General features: G+C 71.6%; 19 protein-coding genes and 1 pseudogene. 5 read left to right on the forward strand and 15 right to left on the reverse strand.

The window, feature by feature from the left end:
- Positions 1 to 360, reverse strand: a 360-nt coding sequence (locus IEX31_RS18860) for a transglutaminase domain-containing protein (RefSeq protein WP_229662259.1), incomplete at its 3' end; no start/stop codon positions are given.
- Between the two features lie 529 nt (positions 361 to 889).
- On the opposite strand from IEX31_RS18860, the gene IEX31_RS10355 reads away from it, so the two are divergent.
- On the forward strand, positions 890 to 1,357 hold the full coding sequence (locus tag IEX31_RS10355) for a hypothetical protein (RefSeq protein WP_188743360.1): 468 nt from the start codon (positions 890 to 892) through the stop codon (positions 1,355 to 1,357).
- Between the two features lie 33 nt (positions 1,358 to 1,390).
- Here the strand turns inward: IEX31_RS10355 and IEX31_RS10360 are convergent, their stop codons facing one another.
- From IEX31_RS10360 to IEX31_RS10370, 3 genes are read right to left on the reverse strand one after another with little or no spacing between them, the layout of a single operon-like run.
- On the reverse strand, positions 1,391 to 2,026 hold the full coding sequence (locus IEX31_RS10360; RefSeq protein WP_188743361.1) for a GNAT family N-acetyltransferase: 636 nt from the start codon (positions 2,024 to 2,026) through the stop codon (positions 1,391 to 1,393).
- Positions 2,023 to 3,918 (reverse strand): helicase HerA-like domain-containing protein, encoded by a 1,896-nt coding sequence (locus IEX31_RS10365; RefSeq protein ID WP_188743362.1) that lies wholly within the window; start codon positions 3,916 to 3,918, stop codon positions 2,023 to 2,025. Before IEX31_RS10365 ends, IEX31_RS10360 begins: the two co-directional genes overlap by 4 nt.
- 47 nt (positions 3,919 to 3,965) lie before the next feature.
- On the reverse strand, positions 3,966 to 4,454 hold the full coding sequence (locus IEX31_RS10370; RefSeq protein ID WP_188743363.1) for a hypothetical protein: 489 nt from the start codon (positions 4,452 to 4,454) through the stop codon (positions 3,966 to 3,968).
- 198 nt (positions 4,455 to 4,652) lie between these two features.
- On the opposite strand from IEX31_RS10370, the gene IEX31_RS10375 reads away from it, so the two are divergent.
- The gene (locus IEX31_RS10375; protein ID WP_188743364.1) at positions 4,653 to 4,856 is read left to right on the forward strand and encodes a helix-turn-helix domain-containing protein; all 204 of its coding nucleotides are present in this window, start codon (positions 4,653 to 4,655) and stop codon (positions 4,854 to 4,856) included.
- On the forward strand, positions 4,853 to 6,061 hold the full coding sequence (locus IEX31_RS10380) for a type II toxin-antitoxin system HipA family toxin (protein WP_188743365.1): 1,209 nt from the start codon (positions 4,853 to 4,855) through the stop codon (positions 6,059 to 6,061). Before IEX31_RS10375 ends, IEX31_RS10380 begins: the two co-directional genes overlap by 4 nt.
- Before the next feature lies 1 nt (position 6,062).
- Here IEX31_RS10380 and IEX31_RS10385 read toward each other — a convergent pair whose 3' ends face one another.
- Positions 6,063 to 6,542: an SRPBCC domain-containing protein gene (locus tag IEX31_RS10385; RefSeq protein ID WP_229662260.1), complete on the reverse strand. Its 480-nt coding sequence runs from the start codon at positions 6,540 to 6,542 to the stop codon at positions 6,063 to 6,065.
- A 200-nt stretch (positions 6,543 to 6,742) separates the two neighbouring features.
- On the opposite strand from IEX31_RS10385, the gene ligD reads away from it, so the two are divergent.
- The gene (gene ligD / locus IEX31_RS10390; RefSeq protein ID WP_188743366.1) at positions 6,743 to 8,014 is read left to right on the forward strand and encodes a non-homologous end-joining DNA ligase; all 1,272 of its coding nucleotides are present in this window, start codon (positions 6,743 to 6,745) and stop codon (positions 8,012 to 8,014) included.
- Positions 8,011 to 8,862 carry an aminoglycoside phosphotransferase family protein gene (locus IEX31_RS10395; RefSeq protein ID WP_188743367.1) on the forward strand — a complete coding sequence of 284 codons (852 nt, stop codon included), beginning with the start codon at positions 8,011 to 8,013 and terminating at the stop codon, positions 8,860 to 8,862. The genes ligD and IEX31_RS10395 overlap by 4 nt, the downstream gene beginning before the upstream one ends.
- Positions 8,863 to 8,904: 42 nt before the next feature.
- Here IEX31_RS10395 and menC read toward each other — a convergent pair whose 3' ends face one another.
- The 10 genes and pseudogenes from menC to IEX31_RS10445 all read right to left on the reverse strand — a co-directional run.
- Positions 8,905 to 10,194 (reverse strand): o-succinylbenzoate synthase, encoded by a 1,290-nt coding sequence (gene menC / locus IEX31_RS10400; RefSeq protein ID WP_229662261.1) that lies wholly within the window; start codon positions 10,192 to 10,194, stop codon positions 8,905 to 8,907.
- A gap of 69 nt (positions 10,195 to 10,263) precedes the next feature.
- A complete protein-coding gene (locus IEX31_RS10405; RefSeq protein WP_345001722.1) occupies positions 10,264 to 10,686 on the reverse strand; it encodes a methyltransferase domain-containing protein in 423 nt (140 codons plus the stop codon).
- Between the two features lie 171 nt (positions 10,687 to 10,857).
- Positions 10,858 to 11,679: a GNAT family N-acetyltransferase gene (locus tag IEX31_RS10410; protein ID WP_188743369.1), complete on the reverse strand. Its 822-nt coding sequence runs from the start codon at positions 11,677 to 11,679 to the stop codon at positions 10,858 to 10,860.
- Positions 11,676 to 12,950, reverse strand: a complete 1,275-nt coding sequence (locus IEX31_RS10415; protein ID WP_188743370.1) for a saccharopine dehydrogenase family protein — start codon at positions 12,948 to 12,950, stop codon at positions 11,676 to 11,678. Before IEX31_RS10415 ends, IEX31_RS10410 begins: the two co-directional genes overlap by 4 nt.
- A gap of 191 nt (positions 12,951 to 13,141) precedes the next feature.
- Positions 13,142 to 14,047 (reverse strand): putative endonuclease domain-containing protein, encoded by a 906-nt coding sequence (locus tag IEX31_RS10420; protein WP_188743371.1) that lies wholly within the window; start codon positions 14,045 to 14,047, stop codon positions 13,142 to 13,144.
- 454 nt (positions 14,048 to 14,501) lie between these two features.
- Positions 14,502 to 15,401: a factor-independent urate hydroxylase gene (gene pucL, locus IEX31_RS10425; protein WP_188743372.1), complete on the reverse strand. Its 900-nt coding sequence runs from the start codon at positions 15,399 to 15,401 to the stop codon at positions 14,502 to 14,504.
- 10 nt (positions 15,402 to 15,411) lie between these two features.
- Positions 15,412 to 15,744 carry a hydroxyisourate hydrolase gene (gene uraH, locus IEX31_RS10430; protein ID WP_188743373.1) on the reverse strand — a complete coding sequence of 111 codons (333 nt, stop codon included), beginning with the start codon at positions 15,742 to 15,744 and terminating at the stop codon, positions 15,412 to 15,414.
- A 40-nt stretch (positions 15,745 to 15,784) separates the two neighbouring features.
- Positions 15,785 to 16,615, reverse strand: a complete 831-nt coding sequence (locus IEX31_RS10435) for a bifunctional allantoicase/(S)-ureidoglycine aminohydrolase (RefSeq protein ID WP_188743374.1) — start codon at positions 16,613 to 16,615, stop codon at positions 15,785 to 15,787.
- Positions 16,612 to 17,958 carry a DUF6986 family protein gene (locus IEX31_RS10440; protein WP_188743460.1) on the reverse strand — a complete coding sequence of 449 codons (1,347 nt, stop codon included), beginning with the start codon at positions 17,956 to 17,958 and terminating at the stop codon, positions 16,612 to 16,614. Before IEX31_RS10440 ends, IEX31_RS10435 begins: the two co-directional genes overlap by 4 nt.
- A 2-nt stretch (positions 17,959 to 17,960) precedes the next feature.
- A pseudogene (locus IEX31_RS10445) lies at positions 17,961 to 19,010 on the reverse strand (malate synthase); the annotation flags it as partial.
- Positions 19,011 to 19,192 lie beyond the last annotated feature (182 nt).

Consider the following 19,192-nt stretch of genomic DNA (forward strand, 5'->3'; position numbering starts at 1 on the left):
CAGGACGGCGTCATGGACGCCGTCAAACTCGAGCGGCTCCACGCCGAACCGCGCGCACAGCTCGGCGTTGAACGCCGGAGTCGCCTTGACCCAGCGACCGTCGATTAGCATCTCGGTGTAGCCGTGCCAGGGGAACAGGTCGCTGCCTTGCATCTTCTCCCGCAGCGTGTCGGTCTGCAGGTGGTTGCGCACATCGGCGAAACCGAGTCGGGCGGGAATTCCCGCCGCGCGGGCTGCAGCCGTCAGAAGCACGGCCTTGGGCACGCAATACGCGCGCGTGGTCGTGGCCACGACGCTCGCGCGGAAGTCGCCGTCTGCCGCGGGAATCATGTACGGGTCGTACCAGATGCCGTCGCGCACGGCCANAGGAAGGTCGTCTCGGGTGATTCTGCGCTCATCACAACTCCTACGTCGTACGAGCGCCCTGGCAAGGGCGCCAATCAGCGCCACGCTACCAGACAGTCCGCTCCATGATCGTGGGCCCGAGTTCTGACCGTACGTGACCGACACTTGACGATGGATGACCGGATCGAGATCGAGACTGCTCGCTGTCGGGTCCTGGCAGCACGAGCGCCACAGCGCCGCAGCGCGGCCTAGATGCTCCTGTTTGCTCTCAAGCGGCGTGGGGTGGGCTGAGCCGCTCGCCGCAGCCCGCAAGACGCATCCGACCGCGTTCCGACGTCTTCCGGGGCGTGTCCTCATTAATGCCGAATGGCGCATGCCGTCCCGCGCGCGGATGATGTGAGAGATGTCAACGGCACCGATGGATACGAGGAGCGGGGACGCAGGGGGCTCCTTTCCCGGGCCGACGGCAGCAAGGGGCGACGGCCTCAGGGTCACCACCCTGAGGCCGCGTCGCACGCTCGGCTGGAGCATCGGATTGCCGGTGGTGGCGCTGGTGCTCCCGCTGCTTGCGGTCGAGCTGTGGCTGATCGATCCGCACGGCGGGTGGCCCATCGTCGCCGCCACCGCAGTCGTGATGGCGGCGCTCATCGTCGCCGCGTGGATCTCGTACCAGCGCACCCAGGCCGAGGTGAGCGGCTACGGCATCGTGGAACGCGGGTTCTTCGGCGGCACCTACACCGTCCCGGCGCGAGACATCGTGGGCGTACTGCGCATCCAGCTGTACCGCGGCAACAGTCTGGACACCAGCCAGGAGCTGTTCGTGGTCAATCGCGACGGGCGGGGCGCGTTCCGCATGCGCGGCCGGTTCTGGGACACCGAGACGATGGACCGGGTCGCCCGCATCCTCGGTGTGGAGGAGACGGTGCGGCCTGAGCCGGTGACGCTCGCCGAGCTGCGGCGCACCGACCCGAAGCTCCTCTACTGGTTCGAGCGGCGTTCCCTCAGCCGCTGAATCGTGGGCGGCGGCAGCGGCGCTTCGGCCAGCTCAGCGCACCCAGCGCGTGGCAATACCGAGCAGCGGCGCATCCGGGCGGCTCGACGGCAGCTCGTGGAAGCCCAGCCGTGAGTAGAACGCCCGGGCGCCCGTGTTCGCCGCGTCCATACCGAGGTGCACGGTGGCGACGCCGCGATCGGCGAGCGCGGCCCGCAACGTGTTGATGAGCCGCCGCCCGAAGCCCTGGCCCTGCAGCTCGGGCAGCAGGTCGATGTGCAGGTGCGCGGGATACTCGTCGACCTCGGCGATGAGCATGCGGTCGGGATCGGAGCCCGCGGCGACCAGCTGCTGCTCGGTGAAGCCCGGGTTGCGCCCGGTCGGCGGTCCGGGCGCCGGATGCCGCTCGCGGAAGCCCGGGCCCCATTCGCGCTTCCACCACTCGACGAACGCGCGCGTGTCGGCCACGCCGAGCACGTAGCCGAGCACGCGCCCGCCGCTGCCGTCGTCGACGACGAACGCGAGGTCGGGTGCGTACTCGAGGTACGGCAGCGCGAACACCTCGGGCATGAGCGAGTCGTCGGAGTAGACGCCGGTCGCGTCGCCGCCGCCGGCGGCGGTGCGCAGGCAGATCTCGAGCACGTCGTCGCGGTCGGACGGGCGGTACGGCCGGATGCACGGTTCGCTCATCGGCGACGCCGCGTGCCGAAGATGCCCTCCAGGACCCCGGTCAGCACCTTCTGCGTCGTGCGCGAGCCGAGCACCTCCTCGAGCGGTGACTTCTCGCGACGGCTCGACGAGCTGCGCGACCGCGGGCGCGACGAGCCCGACGTGCGCTTCATGAGCCGGTCGTACTCGGCCTGCGCCGCCTTCCGCTCCTTCTCCCGCTGCTTCTCGATCGCGGCCTGCTGCTTCGCGAACTCGGCATCGGCCTTCGCCCTGGCCTCGGCCTCTTCCGCGGCGGCGGCCGCGGCCGCGGCGGCGTTCATCTTCGCCGTCAGCAGCTCGTGGGCCGACTCACGGTCGATCGGCGCGCCGTACGTCGCCTGGAGCGCGGATGCTGCGACGGCCGCGTCGATCGCGGCATCCGGGCTCGGCGACATCGACGCCTGCGGCGCCCGCAACCGGGTCCAGGCGACGGGGCTCGGAGCGCCCTTCTCGTTCATGACCGTGACGATCGCCTCGCCGGTGCCGAGGATCGTGAGCGTCTCCTCGAGGTCGTAGCCCGAGTGGGGGTACGTCGACACCGTGGCCCGCAGCGCCTTCGCGTCGTCGGGCGTGAACGCCCGCAGCTGGTGCTGCACGCGCGAGCCGAGCTGGGCGAGCACGTCGCCCGGCACGTCCTTCGGGGTCTGGGTCACGAAGAAGACGCCGACGCCCTTCGAGCGGATGAGCCGCACGGTCTGCACGACCTGCGCGAGGAAGTCCTTCGAGGCGTCCGTGAAGAGCAGGTGCGCCTCGTCGAAGAAGAACACGAGCTTGGGCTGGTCGAGGTCCCCGACCTCGGGCAGGTCGTTGAAGAGGTCGGCGAGCAACCACATGAGGAACGTCGAGTACAGGGCGGGGCGGTCGGCGACGCCCGGCACCTCGAGCAGACTCACGATGCCACGTCCGTCGGACGCCACGCGGAGGAACTCCGCGGTGTCGATCTCGGGTTCGCCGAAGAACACGTCGGCGCCGGCCTCGGCGAACGCGACGAGCTCGCGCAGGATGACGCCGACGGTCGCCTTCGAGAGCCCGCCGAGGTGCTCGAGCTCGGCCTTGCCCTCGTCGCTGACGAGGTACTGCAGCACGGCGCGGAGGTCCTCGAGGTCGAGAAGCGCCATGCCCGCGTCCTCGGCCCAGTGGAAGACGAGCGCGAGGCTCGACTCCTGCGTGTCGTTGAGGCCGAGCGCCTTCGAGAGCAGCAACGGACCGAAGCCCGCGATCGTCGCGCGGATCGGCACGCCGCGACCGATGCCGCCAAGGGAGAAGAACTCGACGGGGAAGGATGCCGCGCTCCACGCCTGTCCGATGCCCTCGGTGCGCTCGAGGAGCTTCTCGCTGGGCGCACCGGGTGTCGCGAGGCCCGAGAGGTCGCCCTTGATGTCGGCCGCGAACACCGCGACGCCGTGTGCGGCGAACTGCTCGGCGAGCACCTGGAGCGTTCGGGTCTTGCCCGTGCCGGTGGCGCCGGCGACGAGCCCGTGTCGGTTCGTCATCGCGAGCGGGATGCGCACCGGGACATCCGGCATGGCCTCGCCGTTCACGAGCGCGCCCATCTCGAGCGCGGCGGCCTCGAACGCGTAGCCGTCGCGAATGGCGGCGACCTGCGCGTCGTCGAGGGGGCCGGATGCCGCGGGTTGAGGAGGCGACGAAGGAGCCGTCTCGAAACCCGCCTGCGCCGCGCCGGGGTCTCGAGACGCGTCCGGCTCCGCCGGGCGCTCCTCGACCCGCGATGCCGCCTTCGCAGCCCGCTGCGCGAGCGCCGCCGCCTCCTCCGCCTTGCGGATCGCCTCCTGCGCCTGTGCCTGCAGCGCCTCCGCCGCCGCGGCCGCTGCGGCGGCCGCCTCCTGAGCTTGCTTCACGGCGTTGTCGGACATGAGCCGATCCTAGCGACGGGCGGCGCGGCATCCGCTCGGCCCTGCTGCTACGGCTTCAGGCGCACCTTCGGACGGAACTTCGGCTCCCTCGGCGGCACCGGCAGCCCCAGGCGGACGGCCGAGTTGAGATAGAGCCAGGCGATCGCGGCGTACTCGAGCAGCGCGACGATCACGACCGGCACATCGGCCGCCGGCGCGGCTGCCGATGGCGCGAACACGGCGATGAACATCGTCGCCACGCTCATCACCGTCAGCACGAGGAAGAGGATGCCCAATCGTCGGCTCAGGGGCGGCCGTGCGGTCATCTGCCACCACGGCCGCGGAGGGTCGACCGGCTCGCCTCGGCCGCGGAAGATCCGAGCGCCGAGGAGGAGCCCCGCGACATCGGTGATCGCGCCGGCGATGATCTGGGCGAGGTATGGCGCGCCCATCGCGCCCACCACCCCTCCGACGATCCAGCCGGCGAGCAGCACCCCGAGGACGTAGAGCAGTTTCCATTGCCAGCGAGTGATGCGGAGATCCAGGATGCGCTGCATCGGCCCCCTGCCTTCCGTCGTCGTGGGTCGCGCCACCATACTGTGTCGGCAGGATACTGCCGAATCTGCGCGCGAACGAGCGACCGGCTCTTGCCGCCCAGCGAACTCGGCAGTATCCTGCCGCAACATGCCGAGTGAACACCGGTCGGGTGCGGTCCTACGGTAATCCGGCAGGATCCCGCCGAAAGGAGCTGTCCGATGGATGAGGCCTCACGCACCATCGGCGCGCGCATCCGCGAGGCGCGGAAGTCGGCGGGTCTCACCCAGGAACAGCTCGCCGAACTCGGCGGCACGTCGACGCGCACGGTGCGCGACATCGAGAAGGGCACGGGCACGACGGGCCTCGGCATCGTCGCCGGCGTGGCGGAGGTCGTCGGCCTGCGGCTGACGGTCGAGGGATGACCGAGGACCTCGAACGGCTGCGCTTCACCGCTGCTGCCGACGTGTACAAGGCCGGCGTCCTCGCCGGTCGCATCGAGCGGCGTCCCGACGGTTCGAACGTGTTCCGGTACCTCGTCGAGTACCTGAACCGCGCGCGCGACGACGAGCAGCCGCGATCGATCGCGACCTCGCTCCCCGTCGACGACCGCGAGGTCGTCACGCCCGGGGGTGCGCTGCCGCCGTTCTTCGCCGGGCTGCTGCCCGAGGGTCATCGCCTGTCGGTGCTGCAGCGCGCGGTGAAGACGAGTCCCAGCGACGAGCTCAGCCTGTTGCTCGCCGTGGGCCAGGACGTGCCCGGCGACGCGCAGGTCGTCGTCGCGGGCACGGCCCCGGCCGACCCGGCACCCCTGATCGGCGCCGTCGCGCCTGACGCCATGGACTTCGTCGAGCTCGTCGAGGGCATCGACCGGCACGCGATCCCGGGCGTGCAGCGCAAGGCCAGCGCGTCGATGATCAGCACGCCGCTCGCCACGCGCGAGGGCCGATTCATCCTCAAGGTGTCGCCACCGGAGTACCCGCTGCTGGTGCAGAACGAGGCCGCTCACCTCCGGGCGGCGAAGGCGCTGAAGGTGCCGGTCGAGCGTTCCACGCTGGTCCACGACCGGAACGAGGTCACGGGCCTGCTCGTCGAACGCTTCGACCGGGTTCCTCGGGCCGACGGCTCGTGGGACCGGCTCGCCCTCGAGGACGCGACCCAGGTGCTCGCGGTGCCGCCGGCCTCGAAGTACGCGATCCCCGCCGAGGAGGTCGTGCGGTCACTGGCATCCGTCGCCCCGGCGCCGCTCGTGGCGACACGCAACCTCTACCTGCAGTTCCTGTTCGCCTGGCTCACCGGCAACGGCGACCTGCACGCGAAGAACCTCTCGGTGCTCGAGACCCGGCCGGGAACGTGGACGGTGGCGCCGATCTACGACGTGCTCTGCACCCTCGTGTACGACGACACGTCGATGGCCCTGCCGATCGACGGCCGCACCCGCAACCTCCGCGCACGGCACTGGCACGCCTTCGCCGCAACCATCGGCCTGCCCGAACGCGCGGCCCGCTCGGCCGAGGCGGTGGCGCTGAAAGCGGCGGCATCCGTCGACCTCGCCGCGGTCGGCTTCGAGGGGTCGCCGCTGAACGGCGCCCTGCGCGAGCTCCGGCTGCGCCGCGGGGAACTCGCCTGACCTACGAGGGATCGATGGGCGGGATCGCCTCCCCCGTCTCGATCCACGACTTCAGGCTCGAGAGCACCATCGGCCAGCTCTCCACGGTGTCGGCGTGCGACGGATGCCCCGGGCTCCACTCATCGTTCGTGAACGTGAGCTTGGTGAGCCCGATGGCGGCCTGCTCGAGACGCCAGGTCATGCGGCTCGTGAGCTCGGCGTGGTTCTCGCGGGAGAGCGGGCCGGGGTGCTCGATGAGCCGCAGGATGTCGCCGGGATCGGCCTGCACCACGTCGCCGTAGACGTGCACGGTCTCGTCGCCGCCGACACCCGGCCCGACGTACTCGAAGTGGCCGCCGGGCACGAGGTCGCCGCGCAGCACCGATCCCCACATCACCGCGCGGTTGCCCTCGTCGCCCGTGATCGCGTTCCACACGACCAGCGGGTCGGCCTTGATGTAGATCGTCATCGCGAAGTCCTGCATGTCCGTCTCCTTCTCCATGCGTCGAACCTACGGATGCCGCGTGCCGCGCGTCTTGGAGAAACGCGACATCGGTGGTGCCCACGATACTGATCGCATGCCGACCAGGCGCACCTGACCCGCGAGTTCCGCGCCGTGATCGGCGAGACGCCGCGCCGGTACGCGCGCCGCGCGGCCGCAGGGGGTCCCGAATCCGCGTCCGCCGTCCTAGGGTGAATGGCGTGAGCCCCACGACGAGCAAGGCCACGACGCTGGAGATCGACGGCCGCGAGGTTCGGATCTCGAGCCCCGACAAGGTCGTCTTCCCCGAGCCGGGGATCACGAAGCTCGACCTCGTGCGGTACTACCTCGCGGTCGCCGACGGTGCGGTGCGCGGCGTCGCCGGCCGGCCCATGGTGCTGAAGCGGTTCGTGAAGGGCATCGAGGCCGAGGCGTTCTTCCAGAAACGGGTACCCGAGAACCGTCCCGAGTGGCTCGAGACCGCCACGTTGCACTACGCGTCGGGCACGTCGGCCGAGGAGGCAGTGGTTCGGGATGCCGCGGGGCTCGCCTGGGTCGTGAACCTCGGATGCCTCGACCTCAACCCGCATCCGGTGCGCGCCGACGACCTCGACCATCCCGACGAGCTCAGGGTCGATCTCGACCCCATGCCGGGCGTCGACTGGGCGCAGATCGTCGACGTCGCCATGGTCGTTCGCGACGTGCTCACCGACCACAGCCTCGTCGGCTGGCCGAAGACGTCCGGATCGCGCGGCATGCACATCTACGCGCGCATCGAGCCGCGCTGGAGCTATCGCGACGTGCGAATCGCGGCCGAGACCCTCGCCCGCGAGGTCGAACTGCGGGCGCCCGGACTCGCGACGGCACGCTGGTGGAAGGAGGAGCGCGGCGAGAGCGTGTTCGTCGACTTCAACCAGAACGCCAAGGACCGCACCGTCGCCTCGGCCTATTCGGTGCGTCCGCTTCCCGACGCGCGGGTCTCCACCCCGCTGGAGTGGAGCGAGGTGCGCGACAGCCATCCCGAGCGCTTCACGGTGCCGACCGTGCTCCGGCGCTTCACCGAGAGCGGCGACGTGGCAGCCGGCATCGACGATGCCGTCGGCGGCCTCGAGGGGCTGCTCCGGCTCGCCGAGGAGCTCGGTCCGGCCGAGAAGCCGCCGAAGTCGTCCGATGGCAGCGGACGACGGCAGTCCACGATGCCGCTCATCGAGATCGCCCGCGCCAAGACCAGGCCCGAGGCGTTCGAGGGACTCGAGCGGTGGAAGGCGAGGCATCCCGACGTCGTGCCGCTCCTCCAGCCCGCCGACGTGCTCGTCGACGGCATGCGCGGCTCGAGCTCGCTGTGGTACCGGATCCGGGTGAACCTGCAGCACGTGCCCGAGGTGCAGCGACCGGCGCAGGGGCCGCTCGAGGTGGACTACGACCCGTGGGCGGCGTACCGCAAGCCCGAGCGATCCGAACGTCCGGAGCGACCCGAGCGCCCGCAGTCGTGAGCGACCTCGGACCCGTCGATCCCGGACACGCGGCCGACGCCGCATGGCTCCGCCGCTGGCGGCTGCGCCAGGTCGGGGACCCGCACACCACCGCGTCGAGCACGCTCATCGCGGTCGTCACCGACGACGGCGCACCCGCGGTGCTGAAGATCGCGCACACCGAGGAGGAGGAACGCGGCGCCGAACTCCTCGTCGCCCTCGACGGGCACGGTGCGGCGCGGGTGCTCAGACGAGACGGGGAGGCCTCGCTCATCGAGCGTGCCACCGGGCCCGGCAACCTCGTCGAGCTGGTGCGGTCGGGCCACGACGACGAGGCCACGGTCATCCTCTGCGGCGCGGCGACGGCCGTGCACGCGGCATCCGACTCCGTGCTCGACGGCGACGCGCCGCCCCGACTCATCGAGCTGCGGACGTGGTATCGGCACCTCTTCGCGTATGCCGACGAGCTCGGACCGCTGCACCGGCGCGGTGCCGAGTTCGCGGCGGAGCTGCTCGACGGCCCGCGCGACGAGGTCGTGCTGCACGGCGACCTGCACCACGGCAACGTGCTCGACTTCGCCGAGCGGGGGTGGCTCGCGATCGATCCCAAGGGGCTCCTCGGCGAGCGCGCGTTCGACTACTGCAACCTGCTCTGCAACCCGTCGCACGAGCGCGCCCTCGCGCCCGGCCGCCTGGAGCGCCAGCTCGGCATCGTGGTCGCCGAGACCGGCCTCGAGCGGGGGCGTCTCGCGCGGTGGCTCGTCTCGTGGTGCGCGCTCTCGTCGACGTGGTTCGTGCTCGACGGGGATCCGGTGCACGGCGAGTCCGCCGCGGAGATCGGCGAGCTCGCGACCACGCTCGTGGAGTGACGACACCTCGCCCCGCCCACGTCGCCGATCCTGGCACGGAGATCAACGCGTGATGACCACGGGTTCCGCGGTGGCCCACGCCCGCACGAGCTCCCTGCGCACGGTCACGCCGGTGCCCGGGGCATCCGGAACCCTGAGCTGCCCGCGGTGCTCGCCCTCGCCGAGCACGAACGGCTCGGTGAGGTCGTCGGCGAAGTACCGCGACGAGGCCGACGTGTCGCCCGGAAGGGTGAAGCCCGGCAGCGCGGCGAGTGCGACGTTGGCGGCCCGCCCGACGCCCGTCTCGAGCATGCCGCCGCACCACACGGGCACGTCACGCGTGCGGCATGCGTCGTGCACGCGGAGCGCCTCGAGGTAGCCGCCCATGCGGCCGGGCTTGATGTTGACGATGTCGGTGGCACCGCGCTCGATGGCATCGACGGCCGTCGCGACGTCGAGGATGGACTCGTCGAGGCATACGGGCGTCTCGCAGGCCTCGGCGAGCCGCACGTGCGTGGCCAGGTCCTCCTCGGCGAACGGCTGCTCGATGAGCAGCAGCCCGAACGCGTCGAGGCTCGCGAGCAGCGGGATGTCGGCGGCGGTGTACGCCGTGTTCGCGTCGACCTGCAGCATCGCGTCGCGCCCGAGGAGCTCGCGCACGGCGCCTACTGGGATGAGGTCCCAGCCGGGCTTGATCTTCAGCTTGATGCGCCGGTAGCCCTGCTCGACGTAGCCCGAGACCTCGTCGAGCAGCTCGTCGAGGGTCGGCGCGATGCCCACCGAGACGCCGCAGTCGACCCACTCGCGCACGGCGCCGAAGCACTCCGCCATCGAGCGCCTCTGCGTGCGCAACTCGGCGTCGAGCACGGCCGCCTCGAGCGCGCCCTTCGCCATGCGGTGCCCGGCCACGAAGGCCAGTGTGCGGGCGACGGATGCCGCGAGCGGCACGCTCCCGATCGAGCCCGCCGCGCCGCCCGACGCCGGCCCCGAGGCATCCGGAACCTGCTGCTCGCGGTCGTCGACCCAGATGCCTGCCTCGTGGGACGGGTCGTCGATGAGCACGCCGCTCATGTGCCCGTCGTCCTCGACGCCCTGCACAGGCGACCGCAGCAATGCGGGTGCGAGGTACTGCTCGATGACGGATGCCGCACCGCCGACGTATTCCGAGGAGTAGAACGGATCGCGGCCCGCGACGCACTCGCCCCAGCCCTCGCCCGCGTCGGTCACGGCGTGCACGAGGAGCACCTCGCGCACGGTCTCGCGTCCGAACGAGGTCTCGAAGGGTCGCACGAGCGGCACCTCGAGGCGGTGGAGCTCGATGCGTTCGAGGGTCGGGGTCGGGGTCGGGGTCATCATGGCCTCCCGGTCTGGGTCGTCGACGCCTCCAGTCTGGCGCAGCCCGACCCTCCTCGCCGCCCCGCGTCAGGCGCGCACGAGCTCGTAGAAGCGCCAGAATCCGAAGCCGTCCTCGAGCACGTCGACGCCCGCGAACCCCGCTTCAGCCGCGTAGCGTCGCAGCGTCGACGGGCGCATGACCGTGCCGGTGGCGGCGCTCGGCCGGTGGAAGAGCCCATCGGGACGGCAGCTGAACAGGCTGAAGCCGTACATCACGCGGTCCAGGCCCTCGGTGTCCGGCGTGAACTCGTCGCCGACGGCCTCGTCCATGATGACGACGATCCCGTCGTCGCCGGTCGCCTCGTTCATCGCCGTCAGCACTGCCTGCGGGTGCGGCAGGTCGTGCAGGCACTCGAAGCCGACCGCGGCGTCGAAGCGTCCGTGGGCTGCGAGGTTCGCGGCATCCTCGACGTGGGCGTGCAGGACGCCGTCGGGCCGATCACGCAGCAGCGCCTACGCGCGTCGCAGCCAGGCCGTGCCAACGGTGACGTCGCCTCCGGTCAGTCGGAGGAGCGAGATGCGGAGCGCGGTCGCCGCCAGCCGAGCCCGTCGAGCTCCGTAGCCTCAGGCATGCCTGTATGGTAACGCGGTCGCCCCGGCCGGCGCGGGCGAAGGCATGGCTCAGGGTTCCCGGTCGGCGTCGTCGCGTGTGAGGACGTAGTCGCCGTCGGCGTCGAGCTCGACGCGCAGGCCGGGGTCGCGCGAGAGAGCGGCGAAGGCGTCCCGGGAGGCGTCCCGGAGGCGCGCGGCGACGCGCGGATCCTCCATGCGCACGCGCTCGTAGTCGGCCACGAGCGGCAGTCCGCCCTCGGCGCGCCACGCCGGCACGGGGCCGCGGGCGAGCGCTCGCGTCGAGCGCGGCGAATCGAGCCGCCACCGCACCTCGAACCGGTCGCTGCGATCGGCGCCCGTGATGGCGTCGCCGAGCTCGCCGTAGAAGTCGGGCAGGAACGCCGTGACCTCCGCGCCGAGGCGCACGAGGTTCATGCGGGCGTTCCGGCGGATGAGCGGGTCGTAGGTCCAGCGCATCTCGGTGACCCCATGCGCGAGGCACACGGCCCGCTGCCGCAGCTTCAGGGCGACACCGATGCCCCGGCCGCGCGCGGCGGGGTCGACGGCGTTCATGTGCGAGTGCAGGTGCAACCCGCCCGCCCAGCCGAGGAAGCCGAGGGTGGCGCCGAGGGGTGTCCCGGTCCCTGAGCCCGTCGAAGGGAGCGGCACCGCCACGAGCACGGTGTTGCCCGCGTGGTCGAGCGCCTGCACCATCGCCCGGTCCGGGCCGCGGCCCGCACCCCAGGTCGCGCCGAACCGGGCGAGCACGCCGTCGAGCTCGTCGGGATGCGCCGGGCGCGTGCGGATGCCGGCGCGCTCGTCCGCGGCATCCGCTGATTGCTCCGCGTCGGCGACGACCGACGCCGCCACCTCGCCCGCCGGCTCCGTCACGCCGACCGGTCTTCCACGTGCCAGGGCTGGCCGTATCCGCCGTCGGCGACGGGCCGCGCCATGAGCTCGAGGAACGGCGCCGCGTCGAACGCCTCGGGGCCGAGCACCCCGCGTCCCTCCCACTCGCCCGTCGCGAGCAACTCCAGCGCGATCACGGGGTTGAGCGCCGTCTGCCACACGACGCACTGCGACTCGTACTCGGCCATCGTCCACTCGTTGTCGGACACGTGGTAGAGGTACACCTCCCGTGGAATCCCGTCGGTGCCGGTGCCGGTGACCAAGAGGCCGGCGCACGTCCTGCCCGTCATGCGGGGGCCGATCGTCGCCGGGTCGGGCAGCGCCGCGGCCACGACGTCGCGCGGCGCGACGTGCACGGGCCCGTCCTCGCTGCGCACGCGGATCGGTGTCGTCGAGTCGAGGCCGAGCAGGTGCAGCGTGCGCAGCACGTTGATGAACTCCTCGCCGAGGCCGTACTTGAAGGTGACGCGCTTCGCGTCGACCCAGCGCGGCATGAGGAGCACCTCCTCGTGCTCGACGTTCACGCACTCGACCGGCCCGATGCCCTCGGGGAACTCGAAGACCTCGGGCTCCGAGAAGGGCGGCGTGGTGTACCAGCCGGCGTCCTCCTCCCAGATCACGGGCGGGTTCAGGCACTCCTCGATGGTGGTCCAGATCGAGAACGACGGGACGAAGACCTCGTTGCCGGCCTCGTCGCGCACCACGAGGTTCGCGCCGTCGCGCACGCCGAGCTCGTCGATCTCGCTGAACAGGTGGTCGGCGGCATAGCGGGCGAACACGTCGCTGAGCCCGGGCTCGACCCCCATGCCGACGAGCGCGAGGCGCCCCGCGGCATCCCAGTCGGTGGTCTGCGCGAACTGGTCGTCGCCGAGCTTCACGCCGGTCTGCGTGTAGGGATCGGTCGGATGCGGCTCCGACAGGCTCATGGCCATGTCGAGGTAGTCGGCCCCGGCGGCGAGCGCACCGGCGAAGATGGACGGCACGAACTTCGGCTCGACGGCGTTCATCACGTGGGTCGCGGCGTGCTCGCGGGCGACGGATGCCACGACGTCGGGATCCGACGCGTCGATCTGCGCCGTGGCGAAGCGGGCGGCAACGTCGTTACCGTGCCGGGCCCGGATCCAGTCGACCGTCCGCTGGGCGCGGGATACGTCGTAGTCGCTCACGACGACGAGTTCGAAGAAATCACGACGCGCCGCGATCTTCGCGATGGCGTCTCCGACGCCACCGGCGCCGACGAGGAGGATCCGCATCCCATGACGCTATCGCGGCCGGACTCGAAGAGTCGACGGACGGGTGTCGTGGCGTCGGGCGGATTCCGCACGAACTGTCGCCAGGCGCGGGCTACTGGCTGCGGGATGGTCGTCCGCCCCGCGACATCCGCCGAGCGTGCACTCCCTGCCCTCGCATGGGCGACTACTGCACTCTCGCGAGACTCCGCCGGCTACGGGCGCGTCCAGCCACGCAGTTCGCGCGCATCCGAGAGTTGACGCACGATCACCTCGAAATCCGAATGCCTGTTGACCCGAATGACCAACCAGCCGTTGCCCGCGAGTTCGTTCAACCGGTCGACGTCCTTCGCCCACTGCCCGTCGTCTTCGCGATGATGGTCGCCGTCATATTCGAGCAGCACCTTCCAGTGCCGGAAGACGAGGTCTCCGCGGGTCGAGCGTCCCGACCGCAGCGTGATGACGCCGTTCGACTCGGGCTCGGGGAATCCCGCTTCGATCACCCGGAGTCGCAGTTCAGTCTCCTTCGGCGACTCGGAGCCGACATCGAGATGCTCGCGTGCGGCTCGCAGCCCGCGGCATCCGCGGCGCTTCCCGTACCGCTCGATCGCCTCGTCGATCTCGTCGACGGCGGCGAGGGGTGCTGGACGGCCGAGCAGCCGATCACCCGCTTGGATCAGTTCGAGCTCGCTCAGGACCGTCGACAGCTGGCACCAGGCGTCGCTCGCCGCGACGAGCGGGAGCGCGCGGGGTTGCCGCGTCGGCGGCGCCTCGACAGTCCGGTGCCCGACGACGTTCCACACGCGTGGCGGATACTTCCCACCCCAGACCGTGAGGTGGAGCGTCTTGGACGACTCCAGACGCCGTGGAAGCGGGAGACCCCAGAGTGCGGCCGCCGTGACGTGGCTGAATGCCCACTCCCCATGGGTCATGTGCAGCTGGAGGGCATGGCAGCGCGCCATGAGCGACGTCTCCTCCGCGCGCGGGAGCCGCACGCCGCGCACTGGGATCACGAGATCCGACCCGCGAAGGCGCTTGACGGTGAGGCCCCGGGCGCGGGCGTCGTGCGTGGTGAACGGGGCGAGTGAGAAGTCGAGCGGGAGCGGGCGGCGCGGACTCATGTCCAGAGTCTCCCGTCCGCGAGATTCGGTGCGTCCTTCCCCGCGGAACCTGTCAAGGCTCCTCGTGGATCCCGGATGTTGAGGACGGGTGCGCGCTTGGGCCCGGGCGGCGGGCGCCGGGCTGCAAACAGTCGATCACACACAGGCGGGGCGGCGGGCGACGGGCTGCGGGCGCCGGGCGCCGGGCGGCGGCGCCCTCCGAGGTGGAGTGCACTCTCAGCGAGAGTGCACTCGGCGTCCGAAGAGGGGCGCGAAGTGCACACTCGGCGAAGGTGGGGTGGCGTTCGCGGGACGGGCGCGCGAGCGCCGGGCAGCGAAATCGAGAGTGCACTCGCCGCCCGAAAGAGGGCGCGGAGTGCACTCTCGGCGAGGATGGACGGCGAGGATGGACGGCGAGGATGGACGGCAACGACGGGCCGACGGGTCGCCAGAGGCGCGGGCTCGCGGCATCCGATCAGCAGAACCCGGCGATGCCCTCCCACGCGGCCCCCGGGCTCGCGACCCCCTCGCGCCCCACGGCCGCCTCGATGAGCCCGTACGGGCGGTCGGCCGCGAAGAACACCTCGTTCGGATTCTCGAGCCCGAACGGCGCGAGGTCGACGACGAAGTGGTGCTTGTTCGGCATCGAGAAGCGGATCTCGGCGATCTCGGGGTGCGCCTCGAGCACCGCGCGGCCCATGTCGAACAGGGTCGCCTGCAGCGCGGCCGAGTACCTCGCCGCGAACGCCTCGAGGAGCAGCGACCGCACGTTCGCGTACACCGCGTCGTAGTCGACGTCGCCCCGACCGTACCGCCACCTGGCGGCGACATCGGTGGCGAGGATGCGGTCGGATGTCTCGGCGAGCGTCGTGTACCGATCCTTCGGGTAGCCCTCGAAGCCCGACTGCGTGGTCTTCAGCACGGTGAGCTCCCGGAGCCCGGCGATGACATGCCGGTCGTCGCCGTCGGCGACGACGACCGCGGTGCGCACCTCCTTCCCGCTGCGCACGAACGCGTGGTCGTGCTCGGCGCCGTCCACCGGGATGCGCTGCCACGCGAACTGCTCGGCCTCCCAGCGGCCGCCGGTCACCCAGTCGAACGAGCCGGTGAAGTGCTCGGCGAGCCGCAGCAGGAACGCCTCGGGCGAGCCCACCCCGTCGCGCGCGAAGGCGAAGATCGTGTTCTTCTGCGTGTCGGTCGGCACGACGTGCGAGTTGTCGCCCGCGAGATGGGCCGCCGCGAAGTCGCCGCGAAGCTGCGACGTGACGTTGAGGTCCTCGATCTCGTGGCGGGCGGTGTCGCGCGTGACCTTCACGACGCGCACCTCGGCCTTGCCGTACTGGTTGGCTCCGAGGACGATGGCGGGCTCGGTCATCTCAGCTCCTTCATGGGGTGGAATACGAGAGCGGGCTCAAGAGGAGCGGCACGTGCACGTGCCGTCCGTCGTCGGTGACGAGGAACGTGACGACGGCCTCGGGGTAGGTCGTCGCGACGTTCCGGGCGCGGTACCACGCGCCCGTGTCGAAGCGGATGCGGTACTCCCCCGCGGGCAGGTCGTCGCCGCCGAGCCGCAGGACCCGGCCGTCGACGTCGGTCGTGGCCTCGGCGAGCACCCGCCACGCGGCCCCGTCGCGGCCGGAGAGCTCGACGTGCATGCCCACGGCGGGCACGCCGGTGGCGGCCTCGAGCACCTGCGTCGTGATCCTGGAACTCGTCATGTCGTAGCGTCTCCGCCCGTCGGCCGGAACGGGGCATCCGTCATCGCACCGCGTCCCGGCCGGTGAGCCGCACCTGGCGGTTCACGTCCTTGGAGAGCAGGTACCGGAACGGCCCGGGCCCGCCCGCGTAGCACGCCTGCGGACAGAAGGCGCGGAGCCAGGCGAAGTCGCCCGCCTCGACCTCGACCCAGTCGCCGTTCAGCCGGTAGACGCCCTGGCCCTCGAGCACGAAGATCCCGTGCTCCATGACGTGCGTCTCGGCGAACGGGATCTTCCCGCCCGGCTGGAACGTCACGATGTTCACGTGCATGTCGTGCGCGAGGTCGTCGGGGTCGACGAACTGCGTCGTGGCCCAGGCGCCGCCGGTGTCGGGCATCGGCCGCTGTGCCACGTCGGCGTCGCTCGTCACGAACGAGCCGGGCAGCCTGATGCCCTCGACGGGTTCGTACGCCTTGCGGATCCAGTGGAAGCTCGCGAACTCTGCGCCCTCGTTGGCGATCGACCAGGGCGTGCCCGGCGCGAGGTAGGCGTAGCCGCCCGGTCCGAGGACGTGCGTCTCCCCCTCGATCGTGAGGGTGAGCTCGCCCGCCGTCGCGAACACGACGCCCTCGACGCCGAGCTCCAGCTCGGGCCGTTCGGCGCCGCCGCCCGGTCCGATCTCGACGATGAGCTGCGAGAACTGCGCCGCGAACCCCGCGACCGGCCGGGCGAGGATCCACGACCGGGTGTTCGTGAAGCCCGGCAGCCGGCTCGTGACGATGTCGCGCAGCGCCCCCTTCGGGATGACCGTGTACGCCTCGGTCACGATGGCCCGGCTGATGATGAGCTCCGTCTGGTCGGGCAGGCCGCCCTGCGGCGTGAAGTAGCTCATGGCGTCTCCTTCGCAAGTCGGGGGTGGGCGGGTCGGGGGTGGGCGGGTCGGGGGTGGTCGAGCCGGGGGTGGGCCAGTGCGGTGATCGCGGACTCGTCGAGCCCGGTGTCCGCCGCGACCTCATCGCTGGAGATGGCGCCGCACCGGACGCCGCGCAGCACGAATCCGGCGAGTGCGCGCACGGTGGCCGGCTCGTCGAGCACCGCGGGGTCGGATGCCCCGGCGGGTCCGGCGACCCCGGCCCCGACGCCCCCGGCGACGACGTACTCGCGAAGGCGACCGGCCGCCTCGGGGTACCCCTCCCGGTAGAACGCGTAGGTCGCGAGGAACCGCGTGGGCAGCTGATGGGCGTGCAGGTCCCAGCCCTGGCTGAAGCCGCGTTCGAGCGACCGGCGCACGAGACGCGCGTGCAGCCGCCACGCCTCGGCGGCGCGGTCGCCGATCGGCAGGACGTTCGTCGACCCGTCGGAGAGGCGGATGCCGGTGCCCGCGACCGCAACCTGCATGATTCCCTTCGCGAGGTCGGCGGCCGGATGCTCCATCGACTGGTAGGGCCCCGCGATCTGCAGTGCCGCGCTGTAGTCGTAGGTGCCGTAGTGCAGCCCGCTGATGCGCCCGGGGGCCGCGAGCGGCAGCCGGGCGATCGGCGAGCTGCCGTCGGCCCCGAGGATGAGCTGCGGGGTCTCCATCTGGACCTCGAACCTGAGCCGGCCGTCGGGCAGGCCGTGCGCGCGCTCGAGCGCCGCGGTGACGTCCGCCATCGCCTCGACCTGCGCGACCGTCGAGACCTTCGGCAGCGTGAGCGCGAGGCCGTCGGGCAGGTAACCCTGCTCGAGCAGCGCGGTGACGAACAGGTCGAGGGTGCGGATGCCGCGTGCCCGCGTTCCCGCCTCGAACGACTTGAACCGGATTCCGATGAACGGCGGCGCGAATCCCGCGCCCTCGGCGGCGGCGACGCGCTTCGCGGCGCGGACCGCGTCGGCGTCTTCCGCGTCGTCGCCGCGGCCGTGGTAGCCGTCCTCGAAGTCGATGCGCAGGTCCTCGATGGGCTCGCGCACGAGCTTCTCGCGCACGCGCGGCGCGACGGCGGCCGCGAGGGCGTCGTCGAGCCCCGCCGTGACGGCGACCGCCTCGACGCCGCCGGCCGCGGCGACCGCGGCGAGCGCGGCACGGCCCCACACCGCGGGGAGCTCGGGCGCATACCGGTCGGCGGGCACGTACACGGTGTGCACGGGCTGACGTGATCCGTCGTCGCCGGGGTAGGCGCGGGCGAACAGCTCGTCGGTCTCGGCGAGGCGTGCGTCGACGGCGGCGAGGTCTCGGGGCGTGAGCGCGGTGCGCATGCTCACTCCAGCAGCTCGTAGGCCGGGAGGGTGAGGAAGTCGACGAGGGCGTCGGCGAGGCAGATCTCGGCGATGAGTCGCGCGGCCGGCTCGAAATGGGTGGTGAATCGGTCGGGCGGCACCTCCTCGCGCAGCCGCTCGGCCTCCTCCACGAGGTCGGGATGCGCGACCCACGACCCGTCGAAGCCGTCGTGCGCCTCGCGCTGCTCGTCGGCGCGCACCTTCTCGATCGCGGCCGCGGTGACCTCGGGATCGGCTCGATCCGGCACGAACGCGGCCATGCCGCCCATCGCCGCGGCGCCGCGGCGGTGGCAGGTCTTCACGAGGAGCTCGGCGTACGCGCGCATGAACGGCGCCGACATCGAGACCGATGCGCGATCGGGCACGACGAACTCGGGTCCCGCGTCGCGGAACACCTTGATGAGGCTGAACAGGTGGTCCCAGCCGCCGGCGTTGAGCCCCGAGGCATGGTCGCGCAGCTCGTGCAGGATCTCGTCCATCTCGAACGCCGCGGGGATGGTCTCGATGAGCACGGTGGCACGGATGCTCCCCGCCGGGAGCCCGAGGTGGTCCTCGGTGAACGTGAACACGTCGTTCCAGAGCCGTGCCTCGAGGTGGCTCTCGAGCTTGGGCAGGTAGTGGTACGGCCCGTGGCCGTTCGCGAGGAGCTGCCGGGCGGTGTGGAGCACGTGCAAGCCGAAGTCGACGAGCGAGCCCGACGCCCTGACCCCGTCGACGAGCACGTGCTTCTCGGGCAGGTGCCAGCCGCGGGGCCTGGTCACCACGATGGGTCGTCGGATGTCGCCGCGGTGCGCGTACGCCCTGCCCTCGGGCGACGTGTCGGCGAGCGTTCCACGTGCGGCGTCGCGGAGGTTGCGGATGCTCCACACGATGTTCTCCCACGTGGGGCTCGATGCGTCCTCGAGGTCGGCGAGCCACCCCCGGGCGCCGGAGTTCAGGGCGTCGATCGCCATCTTCGCCGGGTTCGCGGGACCGGTGATCTCAACGCGGCGGTCGGTGAGCGCCTCGGGCGCCGCCGGCACGTACCAGTCGTCGGGAGCGAGGATCTCCTCGCCGCCCGCGACGTCGGCGGCACGGGCGATCTCGATGGTCATGCGGTTGCCGCTCCCTTCCGGGGGTGTGGGTCCACACGCTCAGCCTCATCTTCGCGCACATGCGCACGCGGCGTAACCGGAACATGCCATGGAGCCCGGCGTAGACTCGCGAGACAAGG

Source organism: Agromyces bauzanensis (assembly GCF_014645655.1).
GTDB lineage: Bacteria > Actinomycetota > Actinomycetes > Actinomycetales > Microbacteriaceae > Agromyces > Agromyces bauzanensis.